The organism is Dactylosporangium aurantiacum (assembly GCF_000716715.1).
GTDB lineage: Bacteria > Actinomycetota > Actinomycetes > Mycobacteriales > Micromonosporaceae > Dactylosporangium > Dactylosporangium aurantiacum.
The window spans coordinates 135,007-150,466 of sequence record NZ_JNYJ01000038.1; the positions used below are offsets into that span (position 1 = coordinate 135,007).

Below are 15,460 nucleotides of genomic sequence, written 5' to 3' on the forward strand. Positions count from 1 at the left end.
GACGCCTGCCTGTGTACGCAGCGGTAATCATCGTCACCGCGATGGCGACGTTGTTCGGCGGACCGGTAGGGGTGGCAACCGCCACGCCGGGACCATTGCGGGCACCAGAGGGCGGGTTGTGCTCCGTTGAGGAGTGGCGACTGCAAGGCAACTTCCAAAACTGCGCAGATCGACTGCAAGTCGATGTTCAATCTCGGGTTAGCTGCTTGGATGCTCCGACACCAAGTGCCCCTGATTCCGGTGTGGCCGGGTGGTTCGCCACGGAGCCGGCTCCAGATCGAGGATCTCGCCTCTGGTTCAGACACAGCGAGTATGGTTACGCTGGATACGACTTTACTACCTACGACCTCAAATGCGCTTCGGTAGTCACTAATCCGAGTGCCGAATTTGAGACGACAATTGCGAACGGCGAGTTCTTGATCGCAACCGGCATTATCGGAGCTTCGAATGCGGTCAGGGAACGCGCGTGGGATCCAACGTATATGTGGGGCTGGGCAGATCCACTCGTTGAGACCGCAACGAAAGCGGTTTACACGAAAGTTTTTACTGCATTCGGCGCAGTTACCCTTACAGTCGTTGGCCTCTATCTGCTCTGGCGCTCACGACAGTCGGACTTGTCCAGTGCCGTCACAACAGCAGGCTGGGCCGTCTTTGTCATGGCTCTGATCACCGCGATCGCCTCGTGGCCCACCTGGTCCGCCGGATTGGCAGATCGGACGCTCATTTCGAGTCTAGGGATCATTCACGACGCAGTCGGACCGCCAAATGAAAGCATCCCAGCGGACCAATGCCGAAATCCAGATACTTCAGCATGTCGAGATGTGCGACCCCCGGCAGCCCGTGCCAGTGACACAGTTGTTGATGGACTGCTGTACCGCAACTGGCTCCGCGGAACTCTTGGTTCCGCCGACAGCGTCACGGCTACGAAGTACGGTCCAGCCCTGTACGACGCAAAATCTTTCTCATGGCAGGACATCGAGAGTATACGTGCCGATGAGAGACTCGCAGCAACAAAGGAAGAGGAGCGAATCCGCGCAAAGCAGCCAGGCCCCCCGATCGGATCAACGATGCGGAAGACCCTCACCGAGCAAAAGCAACAGCGTTGGATGCGAATTTCCGAACAAATCAAGACAGAAGACCCAGAGGCCTATCAGCACCTACAAGGCAGCAAAGGCATGGACCGCATTGGAGCGGGGTTCCTGGCCATCCTTTCGGCTTTGTTCTTCGCCCTCTTTGACATCACTGCTTCCGTGCTGGTGATTCTCGGGTTCCTGATCTTCCGGTGGGCGGTCATCGCATCGCCGATTTTGGGGACGGTGGGACTGCTTCGGCCGGCCAATGCTGGACTGCGGCGGCTCGGTAACGCGGTCATCGCGGCGATGTTCAACATCATCATCTTTGGCACCGGATCTGCCATCTATCTCTTCGCGGTCAGTTTGATTCTCGGTACCGCCTCGCTCGCTGGATGGCTGCAGGTGCTGTTGATCTGGCTCACCGGGGTCGTCGGCTGGCTTTTGCTGCGTCCGTACCGTCGGATCACGCAGCTCGGTGGCAAGGACTCCACGCGGGCGATTACCTCCGCCGGTAGTTGGCACCGTTTGTTCCTTCGTGACGTGCGCCAGGCGGCTGCCCTGAAGGTCGTTGACGCCGGGGGTACCAACGAACCCCGGCAGCGCGGTGAAAGCGGCTTGGTACAGCAGCGGCCGGAATCGCGGGACGAGGATTCGTTGGCTGTGGGGGTCGGCGAGCGGACCACGGGCGCCGGGGAACGTGTGGCGCGGCCCGAGGAACGGCCGGCTCGGCAGGACAGTCCGCAGCGGCGGCGGCGCGATCCGGTTTGGGAAGAGCCGGATTCGCCGGCGGAGACGGCACCGTCGTATTCGATTTATCGACCCGACTCGGACCGGTCCACGGCGGACCGGACGCCGGCTCGACGGCCGGAGTCGGCAAACCTGCCGGGGTGAGCATCCATGCGTACGGTTCTGCGTCTGCTCGGCACGCGGTACGGCATCGCGATGGTGCTCATTGTCGTGGTGCTGGTGGTTGTCGGATTCGGCCGTACCGTATTCAACGGTGATGACGCGCCGGGCAATGGTGCGCTCGGTCCGACCGTCGCTCCGGTGACGACGTCACCAGATCCGTTCAGTTCGCTCGGCGACGACGGGGTGCAGGACGAGCCGGCCTCAGCGGCGCCGTCGCTGAGTAAAGGGGCGGCGGACGCCGGTACGGTGGCCACGCGGTTCGCGAAGGCGTGGATTCGCAAGCCCGGAGTCACCGGGGACCAGTGGCGGGCGGCGCTGAAACCGGACGCGACGAGCGAGCTGATGGAGGACCTCGCCGACACCGATCCCAGCGACGTTCCGACCGCCACGATCACCGGTGCGACGGTCCTGGAGGACTTGGGTCAGGCTGTGACCGCGAAGGTACCGGCCGACGGCGGAACAATCGTGCTGCAGCTGGAGGCCATCAATGGGCACTGGCTGGTCACCTCGCTGGACTGGGAGGTGGCGTGAGCGACCTCGAAGGCACGAATGAGGACGGCGGGCGGCGCAGGATTCGCCCGGCACTGCTGATCGCGCTCGCCGCGGTGCTGGCGCTGGTGTGCTGCGGCGGGGGCGTGGTGTCGTTCTTCCTCGACGCGGCGACAAAGACCGCCACCTATGACGCGGGATGCGGCAACGGCAAACTGGTGGACGTCGCGGCGGAAATGCCGAATCACCGCCGACTCGACCAGGAGCAGGTGCGTAACGCCGCCATCATCGTGCGGGTGGGGCAGGATCTGAAAGTGCCGCCGCGCGGTTGGGTCATCGCCGTCGCGACCGCGATGCAGGAATCGTGGCTGCGGAACCTGCCGAATCTCGGAAAGCGCAACGACCACGATTCGCTGGGACTGTTCCAGCAACGTCCGAGCACCGGATGGGGCACACCCGAGCAGATCATGGATCCCCAGTACGCGTCGCGGAAATTCTACGAGAAGCTGGTGACCATTCCCGGCTGGCAGACCATGAGCCTGACCAGGGCGGCACAGAAGGTGCAGCGTAGCGCGTACCCCAACGCTTATGCCAAACACGAGGAACTGGCCTCGACGGTCGTAAACTCATTGACCGGAGGCGCTGCGCGTGCGGTCGGCGACCAGACCGATCTGCAGTGCGTCAACGCCGGGCAGATCGCCGCGTCCGGCTGGACGGCGCCGGTCAAGGGAAAGGTCGGCTCCGGGTTCCGCACGGCGTCGCGACCGACCCATCAGGGCGTCGACCTCATCGTTCCGCGTGGCACCGTCATCCACGCCGCGGCGGCGGGCCGCGTCATCAAGGTCCGCTGCGACGCGATCGGCCCGAACGGCAAGCCGTGGGGGTGCGACCGGGATGGTTCGCCGTCGGTTCGCGGCTGTGGCTGGTTCGTCGACATCATGCACGCGAATGGCATCATCACGCGGTACTGCCACATGGTGAAACAACCGTACGTGGTGGTCGGCCAGAGCGTCGCGCCCGGTCAGGAGATCGGAGTGTCGGGCACCTCAGGTCATTCCTCCGGCCCCCACCTGCACTTCGAGACACACCGGAACAATGATTCGAGCAAGAACGGTGCCGTCGACCCGGTGCAGTTCATGCAGCTGATGGGCGCACCGTTGGGAGCCGAACCGTGAGCGATTTCCCCGGTGCGGACGACCTTCCCGACTGGGACCTGATCGCGGGCAACAGCGAGCGCATTCCGGCTGGCATTGAACTGGTGCCGGCAGCCGCCGTTCGGGACCTGCGCGGTCGGCGCGCGATGGTGGGCCTGCCTGGCTTGGGCTGGCGCGGCGACCTGCGCGTCGACGATGCCGTGGTGCAGGCGAGTCGTACCTATGTGCCAGTGCTGCCGGAGCAGGAATGGTACCGGGCTGAGTCGGAACAGACCGAGGTATTCGCGCCGCTGGTGCCGGTGGAGCGGGTCTGGGTGGAGCGGGTTTCGGCGTCGGTGACGCCTGCTGGGAATGACGTGGATCTGGTGGGGCGGCTGGTGTCGCTTGACGCGCCGCCGGCCCGGCCGCCGCAGCCGGTGCGGGCGGTGGGGATTGTTACCGGGTTGAGGGTTGTTCGGTTGCCGGGGCCGGATGACAAAGTTGGCAGAGATGAGCGGGATCTGCGGGCTGTTACAGAGCCGTACAACAGCGCAGAGGGTGATATCTGCGTTCGGGTGTGCAAGGAGTTGGACTGGTATCGGTGGGCGTGGAGCGGGCAGGCGCCTAAAACACTCGAACTACCGATCCATCTGGTCTGGGTTGAGTAGTCAAGAGAGTCTCTCCGCACTGCAAACGCGCCAGTTGCCGCCGTAAGTAACAATAAATTTCCACTCCTGAACCTGAACCGACTTCCTGTCCCCATCTTCAGGAATGGCGAGGTTGATTTTCACATGCACTGACGAATCTTCACCCACGGCGGCGACCGCCATGTCGGAAAAGGATGCCGTGATCGAGATGTTAAACCTTGACTCAAGCGTCTTGATGTCGCCGATCGCACGATCTACTGCACTTAGGTTCGGCGAAGAACATGTGAAGATTGAGGCTCTCGCCTCATCACGCGTGTTGAATCGAGCGTTCAGATACTGCTGCAGCGTCACCGTAGGACTGCTGCGGTCCGGTTGGGTGGCTTTGTCGTACAAGACGTAAGCGGTGATCGAGCCCCCCAGGCACAAACCCATCGCCACGACGGCTATCACCAGGAGCAGGGTCTTGCGGAAGCCGAGGCCGCTCTTCACGGCCTCCGGTGGGCGTGGAGGAACCGCACCCGGGCGGCCGAGCGGCTCGTCCTTGCCGATGATCTCGCCCTCGAGCACCTCATCGCTGCCCGGCCTGGATCGCGGGATCGACCTGTTTTGATCGACGCTCGGCTCGTGAGGCTTCGATGGATCCACGCCTCAGAGGCTATCCGCCCGAGGGGCGACAGGCACCCTCCCGCGCCGCGGGTGCCGACCCGCCCGGCCATAAGACGCCGCCCGCCCAGCTGTAAGACGCCGCCCGCCCAGGGGGCGAAGACGTCAGCCCGCTCAAGGCATAAACACGCCCAACCACCACCGGCAAGTACCCGCCACACCCTCGCAAGATCAGAAGAGGGTGTGGAACGTTGGTGCGCCGAAGCCTGCACCTGCGGGAACGTAAGAGTCCCAGTGCGCCTACTGACTGCTTCCGCGGTCTGCGTTACCGTTCCCGCATCTGCTGGATCGGAAAGGGGCACGGTGGCACGCCTGCGGGCACGGATCGAGCGAGCGGCTGCGCTGCACCGGCACACCGCTGCGCTGGTCGCCGCCGCCGGGCCGATCCTTGACGGGTACTCGCCGAGTGCGGCGCCGGCGGGGCAGTACGCGGAACAGCACGACCTGACGGCGGAGCTGCGGGCCGATGCGAACCTGCTGGCCCCAGGGTGGCTGGGGGCGCAGCTGGACGCGCTCGCGCCGACCACGCCGCTCGGGGGGCCGTTGCCGCCCACGTTCGTGCGGGTCGGGCAGGCGCATCCGCTCGACGACGCGCGGTTCCCGGTGGTGGTGCCGTTGCTGCGGGCGGGGCACATCGCCATCGACGCCGATGCCAGGGACAGTCGGGTCGCGGGTTTGCTGCGCAGCCTGGTGCTGCGGCTGCTCGCGTCGTCGCCGCCGGGGTCGGTGCGGATCAGGGCCGTGGACGCGGTGGACTCGGGGGCCACGTTCGGGTGGTTCACCGGCATCGAATCGATCATGCCGCCGCCGGTCAGCGACGCGGAGGGGTTGCGTGCCGTACTGGACGAGGGCGAGCAATGGATCGCCGCCCGGACTGACGGGCCTGGGCCGACGCTGCTGATCGTGATCGCGTCGCTGCCCGAGCTGACCGAGGGCCGGGACCTGGCGAGGATCGCGGGGCTGGCGCACGCGGGGCCGGCCGGACGGTTGCACCTGATCGCCGCGGGCTGGCCGCCGCCGCCGTTGACGGCGGAGACGACGCAGGCGCCGCTGCCGCACGCGACGCAGATCGCGATCCGCAACCCGCACGCCTGGGTGGGTGACCCGCCCGGCGCCACGTTCTCGGGCACCGGCGTGACGCCGGCCAGGCTCAATGCTCCGGTCTACCTCGACCCCGATCCGCCCGCCGATCTGGTACGCCGTGTCTGCGCCCAACTGGCCGGCCCCTGGGGCTCCCCGCCGGTCCAGATGGGTGAGCCGAGCCGGACCGCGTGGCTCAACTACGTGGCCGCGGGGCAGCGGCTCGACGCGGTGCGGCGGGAGGTGATCGCGGTCGTCGCGGAGCACAAGGCGGCACTGAAGGCGGCCCGCGACGACCTGTCCGCGATCCGGGCGAAGCTCGCCCACCATCAGGCGTACCTGACCGAGGTGGCCCAGGAGGTCGGCGGCCGGCCGTTCGAGCTCGTGCCGAGCTGGCAGGAGACGCAGGCCGCCGCGGCGGTGCTCACCGGCGCGGCGCAGCCCGCCGCCGGACGCCGCCGCGGAGGCGCCCCGGTCCCGGCGTCGGCACCGCCGGCGGCGTACCCGCAGCAGGGTTCGCGCACGGCGACGCTGCCCGTCAGCGCGCCGCCCGCGGCGCCCGGGGTGAGCAGCCCGGCGCCGCCACCGCCGACGGGCAACCTCTACATGGGCAGCACCGCGGGCAACACCGGCGCGATCATGGGCCCGTTCCAGCAGTACCCCGGGACCGGCGGCGCCTTGCACGGCCCGACCGGCGCGCAACCGGTCTACCGCCCGCCGGTGAGCGGTGTCCCGGCGAAACAGGTCAGCGGTGGCCCCGTCCGCCCGGCGGCGGTCAGCGGCGTCCCCGTGTCCGTGGCCACCAACGCCACCGGAACGGGCGCCGTACGCCCGCTGAGCCCTCCAGCGCCCGATTCCCTGCCCGGGAGGGTGTCCCATGCCCTCCGCGTCGCGGCGGCCGGTCTGAAGCAGTCTGAGGCGGCCCTCGCCACGCCCGACGGGGCCGGCACGGCGTCCAGTACACGGGTCTGGATCAACGCCGCGGTGTACTTCACGTTCGCGGTGCTCGCGGCGGTGGTCCAGGTGCCGACGCTGCTGGCGGGTGAGCGGTTCGACGAGATCAGCCTGCTGGCACTGCCGTGCGCGCTGGTGCTGCCGGCGCTGGCGTTCGGGCTGGGCTGGCTGACGATCGGGGCGACGACCCGCCGGCCCACGTCGAGGACCCCGGTGATGGGCATGGCGATCAGCCTGCTGTCGCTGATCCCGATGATCGTGTTCGCCGCCGTGCTGTTCCTGGACTGACCCGGACCGGCAAGCGGACCGGCCCGGACCAGCAAGCGGACCGGCCCGGACCGGCAAGCGGACCGGCCCGACCAACGAGCGGGCTGGCCGGACCGGCCCGGAACAGCACGGACAGTGAAAAGCTAGCTGCGCAGGATGAGCGACATCGCCTCGGCGCGGGACTTCGCGTCGTCGCGCAGCAGCCCTCGTACGGCAGACGTGATCGTCCGCGAGCCACCCTTCTGGATGCCACGCATCGACATGCACAGGTGCGTGCACTCGATGACCACGATGACGCCGCGCGGGTTGAGCTCGGACATCAGCAGGTCGGCGATCTGCGAGGTGAGCCGCTCCTGGACCTGCGGGCGGCGGGCATACACCTCGACGAGCCTGGCCAGCTTCGACAGGCCGGTGATGCGGCCGTCGTGGCCGGGGATGTAGCCGATGTGCGCGACGCCGTGGAACGGCAGCAGGTGGTGCTCGCACATCGACGTGACCTCGATGTCGCGGACGAGCACGAGCTCCTCGTGGTCGGCCTCGAACGTCGTGGACAGGACCTGGGCGGGGTCGACGCGCAGGCCGGCGAAGAGCTCGGCGTACGCGCGGGCGACCCGGGCGGGCGTCTTGCGCAGCCCGTCGCGGTCGGGGTCCTCGCCGACGGCGAGGAGGATCTCGCGGACCGCGGCCTCGATGCGCTTCAGGTCGACGTTGCGCTCGACCTCGACGCCGCCGAGCTTGCCGCTGACGAGCCGGGCGGCGACATGGTCGAGCTCCACCGCGGCGTCGGCGTCGAAGTGGTCCGCGGTGGTGTCCAGGGACGCACCGAGCCCGACGACATTGTCGTCGGGCTCGGTGCTGCTGATCTCGTTCAGCTCTTACCGTCCGTGGTCTCGCCGCCGCTGGTGATCCGCACGTGGTCACCGTCGCCGTTCACCCCGACCGGCTGGCCGACCTCGGCGCCGTTCGCGCCGGGCTCCAGGGCCCGCCGCCGGCGGCCGTTGCCGCTGTACGGCGCCATCGGCGGCCGCTTGACGACGCGGGCGCAGATGCGGGCCATGTCGGCCTGGGAGATGGTCTCCTTCTCGAACAGCTCCTCGACGATCTGGTCGAGGACGTCGCGGTACTCGACCAGGATCTCCCACGCCTCGTCGTGCGCGATCTCGATGAGGGCGCGCATCTCGCCGTCGATCTCGGCCGCGACCTTCTCCGAGTAGTCCCGCTCGTGGCCCATCGTGCGGCCCAGGAACGGCTCGCCGTCGCCCACGCCGTACTTGACGGCGCCGAGCTTGGCGCTCATGCCGTACTCCGTGATCATGGAGCGGGCAAGGGCGGTGGCCTTCTCGATGTCGTTGCCGGCACCGGTGGTCGGCTCGTGGAAGACGAGCTCCTCGGCGGCCCGGCCACCCAGCGCGTAGGCCAGGGTGTCGATCATCTCGGAGCGGGTCTGCGTGTACTTGTCCTCGGTCGGCAGGACCAGCGTGTGGCCCAGTGAACGGCCGCGGGACAGGATCGTCACCTTGTGCACCGGAGCGGAGTGCGGCAGCGCCCAGGCGACGAGCGCGTGACCGCCCTCGTGGTAGGCGGTGACCCGCTTCTCGTGGTCGCTCATGATGCGGGTGCGCCGCTCCGGGCCCGCGATGACCCGGTCGATGGCCTCTTCGAGGTAGTCGTTGGTGATCGCACGCTTCTCGTTACGTGCGGTCAGCAGCGCTGCCTCGTTGATGACGTTGGCCAGGTCCGCGCCCGTGAAGCCGGGCGTGCGGCGGGCGACCGAGTCGAGGTCGACGTCGGGCGTGAAGGGCTTGCCCTTCGCGTGCACCCGGAGGATGGCCTTGCGGCCCTCCATGTCGGGGCGGTCGACGGCGATCTGCCGGTCGAAGCGGCCCGGCCGCAGCAGGGCGGGGTCGAGGATGTCGGGCCGGTTGGTGGCCGCGATCAGGATCACGCCGCCCTTGGTGTCGAAGCCGTCCATCTCGACGAGGAGCTGGTTGAGCGTCTGCTCGCGCTCGTCGTGACCGCCGCCCATGCCGGCGCCGCGGTGGCGGCCGACGGCGTCGATCTCGTCGACGAAGACGATGGCGGGCGCGTTCGCCTTGGCCTGCTCGAACAGGTCACGGACCCGGGAGGCACCGACACCGACGAACATCTCGACGAAGTCCGAGCCGGAGATCGAGTAGAACGGCACCCCGGCCTCGCCGGCGACGGCGCGGGCCAGCAGCGTCTTACCGGTGCCGGGCGGGCCGTAGAGCAGGACGCCCTTCGGGATCTTGGCGCCGAGGGCCTGGTACTTCGCCGGGGCCTGCAGGAAGTCCTTGATCTCGTGCAGCTCCTCGACAGCCTCGTCGGAGCCGGCCACGTCGGCGAACGTCGTCTTCGGCGTGTCCTTGGAGATCAGCTTCGCCTTCGACTTGCCGAAGTTGAGCACCCTGGAGCCGCCGCCCTGCATCTGCGACATGAACAGCAGCAGCAGCACGACCAGCACCGCGATGGGCAGCAAGTTGATCAGCAGGCTGACGAATATGTTGTCCTGCGTGACATTGACGTTGTACTGGTCGAGCTTCTTGTCCGCCTGCAACGTCGCGAGCTCCGTCTGGAGATCATCGGCGAACTGTGCGGAGAACTGCGTCTCGACCTTGTCCGTCTTGGTGTTCTTGATTGTTTCCTTCGACCGCAGGTCAAGCCTGAGCGTCTGCTCCTTGTCCTGAATCACCGCCTTCTTGGCCTTGCCCTCACGCAACAGGGCAAGCACCTGCGATGTGTCCGCCTTCGTGTAGCTGGGGCCGGACGTGAAGAAGGAACTCAGAATGATCGCACCGATGATCACGAGGAGGATCCAGACCACCGGCCGGCGGAACAAACGGGTACGTTCCATGTTGTCGTCGGGCGCACGCGGCGCCCGGCCCCTCCATCCGTAAGGCCGCTGACCGCGCCGGACCCACTGTGCCGACGCGATGTCAAAAGCGTCGAGGAGTATGGCCCGGTTGACGCTCGTGACCATTTGACGGTACACCGTGGCACCGACAGTCGCGGATCGGCGTGGGCCGGGACGCTGATGCTCCCAGCAGACTCCCAGGAAGGACGGGGTCAGCCGCGCCCGTAGACCGACGGCTTGAGCACGCCGACGAAGGGCAGGTCACGGTACCGCTCGGCGTAGTCGAGCCCGTAGCCGACGACGAACTCGCTGGGGATGTCGTACCCGACGTAGCGCACCGGCACGTTCACTCTCAGCGCATCGGGCTTGCGCAGCAGCGCCACCACGTCGACCTGCGCCGCGGAGCGGCTCTGCAGGTACTTGAGCAGCCACGACAGTGTGAGACCCGAGTCGACGATGTCCTCGACCACGATCACGTGCCGGCCGGCGATGTCGCGGTCCAGGTCCTTGAGGATCCGCACGACCCCGGAGGACGTGGTGCCCTGCCCGTACGACGAAACGGCCATGAACTCGAGCTCCACCGGTGGACCGACCCGCCCCAGCGCGCGGGCGAAGTCCGCCATGAACATGACGGCGCCCTTGAGCACACCGACCAGGAGGATGGACTCGGCGTCGGAATAGTCCGCCGCCACCTGCTTCGCGAGCTCCGCGGTCTTCTCGCGGATCTGCTCCTCGCTGATGATCACGTGGTCGATGTCGGACGCGTGCCAGGTGGTGCCGTCGGCCATACACCTAGCCTGCCGTATCGGCTCTTCCGGATCGACGGCGGGTCACCCTCCAAGAGATCCGCGTCGCAGCGGCCGGCGGTGGGGGTCAGTACCCCACGGCCGCGCCGTCGGCCCGCGGCTCGGATCCGGCGACATAGCCGGACGGGGTGCGCCAGATCGCCTGCCCGTACCCGAACGCCCCCTGCTCGTCGACGACGCGCACCTCGTGACCGCGGCGGCGCAGGCCGTCGGCGGCGTGTGCGAGGCCCGGCTCGAGGCGCACGTCCAGCCCCGTGTGCCAGTACCAGCGCGGCCGGTCGAGCGCGGCCTGCGGATCCAGCAGGTCGTCGACGGTCGAGCGGACCACCTGCACGTGGCCCTGTGGCTGCATGTGGCCACCCATCACGCCGAACGGTCCGACCGCCGCGCCGTCCCTGGTCAGGAAGCCCGGGATGATCGTGTGGAACGGCCGCCGCCCCGGCCCGACCGCGTTCGGGTGACCTTCGGCGAGCGCGAACCCGGCACCGCGGTTCTGCAGGCTGAACCCCGTGCCGGGCACCACCACGTGCGAGCCGAAGCCCATGTAGTTCGACTGGACCAGGCTGACCATGAGCCCGTCGGCGTCCGCGGTGCACAGGTAGACCGTCCCGCCCCGCGCCGGGTCGCCCGGAGGGTGCTCGACCGCCCGGTCGCCGATGCGCGCCCGGCGTCGCGCCAGGTAGCCGGGATCCAGCCAATGCGGCGGCTGTACCACCAGCGCCGGATCCCCCACGTACGCGTGCGCGTCGGCGAAGCCCAGTTTCACCGCCTCGATCTGGCGGTGCAGGTCCTCCTCGCCACCGGCGGCGAAGCCGTCCAGGATGCCGAGTGCCTGCAGCGCGGCGATGCCCTGCCCGTTCGGTGGCAGCTCCCAGACGTCGTGGTCGCGGTACCGGACCGACAGCGGCTCGACCCAGAGCGACGCGTGCCCGGCCAGATCGGCCTCGCGCAGCAGGCCACCGGTCCGTTCGGCGTGCGCCACCATCGCCTCGGCGAGCTCACCCCGGTAGAACGAGGCCGCGCCGGTCCCCGCGATCGAGCGCAGCGTGCGGGCGGCGTCGGGGTTGCTGAAGCGCTCCCCCGCCCGCGGCGCCCGGCCGCCGTACGTGAAGACGCGACTCCACTCCGTGAACTCCTCGCCGGACAGGCCGGCCTGGACCACTTCGACGGCGCGGTCCCAGTGGTGAGCGACGGTCGGCGAGACGGGGTAGCCGTGCTCGGCGTACGCGACGGCATCCTCGAACAGCTCCGCGAACGGCCGCGACCCGAACCGTTCGTGCAGGTCACGCCAGCCGGCCGGGGCGCCGGGCACGGTCACCGGCAGCCAGCCCCGGGCGGGCATGACCTGGGCGGCGAGGGCCTGCGCCCCGCCGAGCGCGGCCGCGGCCCGGGCGGCCGGCTCCCGGTCGAGGACCAGGTCCCGGGTCAGCAGCGCGGGCGACTTCCCGGAGCCGTTCAGCCCGTGCAGCTGTGAACCATCCCACACCAGGGCGAACAGGTCACTGCCGATGTCGTTCGACCCCGGCTGCAGCACGGTCAGCGCGGCCGCGGTCGCGATGGCCGCGTCGACGGCGTTGCCGCCCCGGCGCAGGACGGCGAGCCCGGCGGACGCGGCGAGCGGCTGCGTGGTCGCCACGACCCCCCGCGGCGCGTAGACCGCCCGGCGCGGATGCAGGTGGTTCGACATCGGTTGATCTTAAGCGACACAGGCCGGCGTGCGGTGCCGACGGCGCTCGGCCCACCGTGCCGACGGCGCTCGGCCCACCGTGCCGCGTCGGCCTTGTCCCAGGCGGCGCGGCCGGCCCAGGGTCGATACGCCGCAGGACGGAGGCCGGTCCGAGGCGGCTGGCTTGTCCGAGGCGGCTGGCTTGTCCGAGGCGGCTGGCTTGTCCGAGGCGGCGCAGCCGGCTCATCCGAGGCGGCGCAGCCGGCCGTCCTGGCGGGCCACCCGCAACCCCCCGGGCAGCGCCGCCGGCCCTTGCCCGTGCCAGTCGGTGACCAGGTTGTCCATGGCGACCACGTGGCGATGCGACAGCGCCCCGCCCGACACCCCGAGCCGGCGGGCCCAGGCGTGCAGGACCCTCGTGCGGACCGCCTGCGGCAGCCGCTGCAGCTCGGCGACGTCGAGCTCGTCCGCCCCCGTGGCCGCCTTGTCGTACGCGTCCGCGGCCAGCTCGTCCAGCAGCGCGGTGTCGGCCGCCACCAGCGCCGCGGTGCGGGCCAGATTGTCGATCACGGCCGGGCCGAGCGCGGCGACGAGGGGTCGGACCCGCGACCGGGCGTACGCGTGGTCGCTGTTGTGCGGGTCCTCCCACGGCGTCAGCCCGGCCACCTCGCACGCGGCCCGGGTGTCGGCCCGCGTCACGTCGAGCAGCGGCCGGGCGAAGCACACCCCCTGCCGCTCCCGCCGGGCCGGCATCCCGGCGAGCCCGTGCGGGCCGGCCCCGCGGGTCAGGGCCAGCAGCACCGTCTCGGCCTGGTCGTCCCGGGTGTGCCCGAGCAGGACCAGCGCCGCCCGGTGGGCCTTCGCGGCGGCGACGAGCGCGGCGTACCTGGCGTTGCGCGCGGACGCCTCCGGCCCGCCGTGCCCGGCGACCTTGACCGTCCGCACGTCCACCGGGTCGAACTCGTGCTCGCGGGCCCACCCGGCGAGCCGCGCGGCCCGCTCCCCGGAGCCCGCCTGCAGCCCGTGATCGACCGTGACCAGCCCGCAGTGCGTCCGCATCCGCTGCGTGACGAACCGCGCCGCCACCGCCAGGGCCAGCGAGTCGGCACCACCTGAGCAGGCCACCAGCACCGTGTCACCCGGCGACATGTCGGCCAGGCCACGCCGGACCGCGGCACGCACCGCGGCCACGGCCGGCGCGAGCGCGGCCACCGCGATCAGCCGGTGGCGTCGGGCTTGGCCGGCCGCTCCTGGGTGCCGTCACCCTCGCCGGTGTCGGCCTTCGCCACCAGCGGCTCCGCCTCAGCGGGCTCGTCCTCGTCGACGCCCGCCCCGGCCGAAGACCCGGCGACCGACGACCCGGCGGCTGCCCCACCGACGACACCAGCGGCTTCAGTGCTCTCAGCACCGACCGCCGCAGACCCCGTTTCCGCCGGCTCCGCCTTCGCAGGCTCCGCCTTCGCGGCCGCCGCCTCCCCGGACCCCGCCTCAGTCTCGGCGGACCCGCCGGCGGGCTCGACGGTCGTGGTCGCCGGCGTCACCGGCGCAGCGACCGCGGCCTCCTCGGGCGACAGCCCCGCCACCTCGGTGGACTCCGCGATCCCCGCCTCCGCCACCGCCGGCTCCGGCAGGGTCGGCACCGGCGCCGGCGGCGCCTCGACCACCCCGGCCTTCGCCGGAGACGCGGCCGGAGACGCGGCCGGGGCCGCGGCCGAAGCCACCCCCGGCGGCACCGCGGCCGAAGCCGCACCCGGCGGCACAGCGGCCGGCGGCACGGCAACCGGCCTGCTCAACGCGCCCGCGCCGTGCACCCGCACCACCCAGGCATCGGGGTCGCTGAGCTCGTCCAGCCGCGGAATGGTCAGCGGCGACTGCCAGATCTTGTTGAAGCCGTCCATGCCGATCCGCTCCACGACCGCGTGGACGAACTTGCGGCCTTCGGCGTACTGACGCATCTTCACGTCGACACCGAGCAGCTTGCGCAGCACCCGGTCGAGCGGGTTGGCGGCCGCCTCGCGGCGCCGGTTGAACTTGGCCCTGATGTCCTCGACCGACGGCAGCACCTCGGGGCCGACGCCGTCCATGACGAACTCGGCGTGCCCCTCCAGGACGGTCATCAGGGCGGTGAGCCGGTCGAGCACGGCGCGCTGGCCGGGCGTCTGCACCAGGTCGAGCACCGAGACCTTGCTGTTGGGGTCGCGCACGACGTCGGCGAGGGCGCCGATGCCCCGGCGCAGCCGCTCGGCGAGCTGGTCCTGGTTGAGCTGGGACGCGTCGACGAACGCGCCGACCTCACCCAGGAAGTAACCCCGCATCCAGGGCACGGCGGTGAACTGCACCCGGTGGGTGACCTCGTGCAGGCACACCCAGAGCCGGAAGTCCCGGGGGTCGGCGTTCAGCCGGCGCTCCGCCTCCACGATGTTGGGGGCGACCAGAAGGAGCTGGCCGGGGTCGGCGGAGAAGACCTCGTACTGCCCGAGGACCTTGCCCGACAGATACGCCAGCACGGTCCCGGCCTGCACGCCGGTGAACCGTGACCCGATGGCGCTGGCGACCGGCCCGGGCTGCTTGCCGCCCGCGAGCCGCTCCGCCAGCGGCTGGATCACCTGCCGGAGGCCCTCGATGTTGGTCGCCGCCCAGTCACGGCGGTCGACGATGCGCACCGGCGGTGCCAGAACCTTCGTGCGCAGCCCGGTGAAGGAGCTGACGTGCTCGGTCGCCTCGTCCGCCAGTCCCCGCAGGTCGGTGACGGCGGCGGCGGCCTCCTCGTAGGACACGGCGGGGCCGCTCTTGCCCAACGCCGCGGCGGTTGCTGCGGCCAGATCCCAATCGACGAACTGCGCCATGCACCCACCGTACCCGCGCCGGACCATCACCGGCCGCCAAGAAGCCCCGCCTTCG

Annotated in this window: 10 protein-coding genes and 2 pseudogenes; 5 read left to right on the top strand and 7 right to left on the bottom strand. The window is 69.8% G+C overall.

The genetic code is table 11. The annotated features are described in order from the left end of the window. Positions 1-41: 41 nt before the first annotated feature. From OP18_RS61100 to OP18_RS35665, 4 genes are read left to right on the top strand one after another with little or no spacing between them, the layout of a single operon-like run. Positions 42-1,964: a DMT family transporter gene (locus OP18_RS61100; protein WP_052387845.1), complete on the top strand. Its 1,923-nt coding sequence runs from the start codon at positions 42-44 to the stop codon at positions 1,962-1,964. 6 nt (positions 1,965-1,970) lie between these two features. Then, positions 1,971-2,513, top strand: a complete 543-nt coding sequence (locus OP18_RS35655; RefSeq protein WP_033363526.1) for a hypothetical protein — start codon at positions 1,971-1,973, stop codon at positions 2,511-2,513. Continuing rightward, the gene (locus tag OP18_RS35660) at positions 2,510-3,646 is read left to right on the top strand and encodes a M23 family metallopeptidase (protein WP_033363527.1); all 1,137 of its coding nucleotides are present in this window, start codon (positions 2,510-2,512) and stop codon (positions 3,644-3,646) included. The genes OP18_RS35655 and OP18_RS35660 overlap by 4 nt, the downstream gene beginning before the upstream one ends. Continuing rightward, a complete protein-coding gene (locus tag OP18_RS35665; RefSeq protein ID WP_052387814.1) occupies positions 3,643-4,272 on the top strand; it encodes a hypothetical protein in 630 nt (209 codons plus the stop codon). Before OP18_RS35660 ends, OP18_RS35665 begins: the two co-directional genes overlap by 4 nt. Here OP18_RS35665 and OP18_RS35670 read toward each other — a convergent pair whose 3' ends face one another. After that, the gene (locus OP18_RS35670) at positions 4,273-4,896 is read right to left on the bottom strand and encodes a hypothetical protein (RefSeq protein WP_156090028.1); all 624 of its coding nucleotides are present in this window, start codon (positions 4,894-4,896) and stop codon (positions 4,273-4,275) included. Between the two features lie 321 nt (positions 4,897-5,217). Here OP18_RS35670 and OP18_RS53530 point away from each other — a divergent pair, with 321 nt between their 5' ends. Then, positions 5,218-7,236, top strand: a complete 2,019-nt coding sequence (locus OP18_RS53530) for a hypothetical protein (protein ID WP_052387815.1) — start codon at positions 5,218-5,220, stop codon at positions 7,234-7,236. Positions 7,237-7,358: 122 nt separating this feature from the next. On the opposite strand, the gene folE is transcribed toward OP18_RS53530, so the two are convergent. From folE to OP18_RS61105, 6 genes and pseudogenes are all read right to left on the bottom strand, one after another. Further along, positions 7,359-7,991: a GTP cyclohydrolase I FolE gene (gene folE / locus OP18_RS35680; protein ID WP_033363529.1), complete on the bottom strand. Its 633-nt coding sequence runs from the start codon at positions 7,989-7,991 to the stop codon at positions 7,359-7,361. Positions 7,992-8,202: 211 nt separating this feature from the next. Next, positions 8,203-10,087 (bottom strand): annotated as a pseudogene (ftsH, locus tag OP18_RS35685) (ATP-dependent zinc metalloprotease FtsH); the annotation flags it as partial. A gap of 212 nt (positions 10,088-10,299) precedes the next feature. Continuing rightward, on the bottom strand, positions 10,300-10,875 hold the full coding sequence (gene hpt, locus OP18_RS35690; protein ID WP_033363530.1) for a hypoxanthine phosphoribosyltransferase: 576 nt from the start codon (positions 10,873-10,875) through the stop codon (positions 10,300-10,302). 85 nt (positions 10,876-10,960) lie between these two features. Beyond that, positions 10,961-12,580 carry a gamma-glutamyltransferase family protein gene (locus OP18_RS35695; protein WP_033363531.1) on the bottom strand — a complete coding sequence of 540 codons (1,620 nt, stop codon included), beginning with the start codon at positions 12,578-12,580 and terminating at the stop codon, positions 10,961-10,963. Positions 12,581-12,802: 222 nt separating this feature from the next. After that, on the bottom strand, positions 12,803-13,771 hold the full coding sequence (gene tilS / locus OP18_RS35700) for a tRNA lysidine(34) synthetase TilS (RefSeq protein WP_211273766.1): 969 nt from the start codon (positions 13,769-13,771) through the stop codon (positions 12,803-12,805). A 578-nt stretch (positions 13,772-14,349) separates the two neighbouring features. After that, a pseudogene (locus OP18_RS61105) lies at positions 14,350-15,405 on the bottom strand (zinc-dependent metalloprotease); the annotation flags it as partial. Positions 15,406-15,460: the final 55 nt, after the last annotated feature.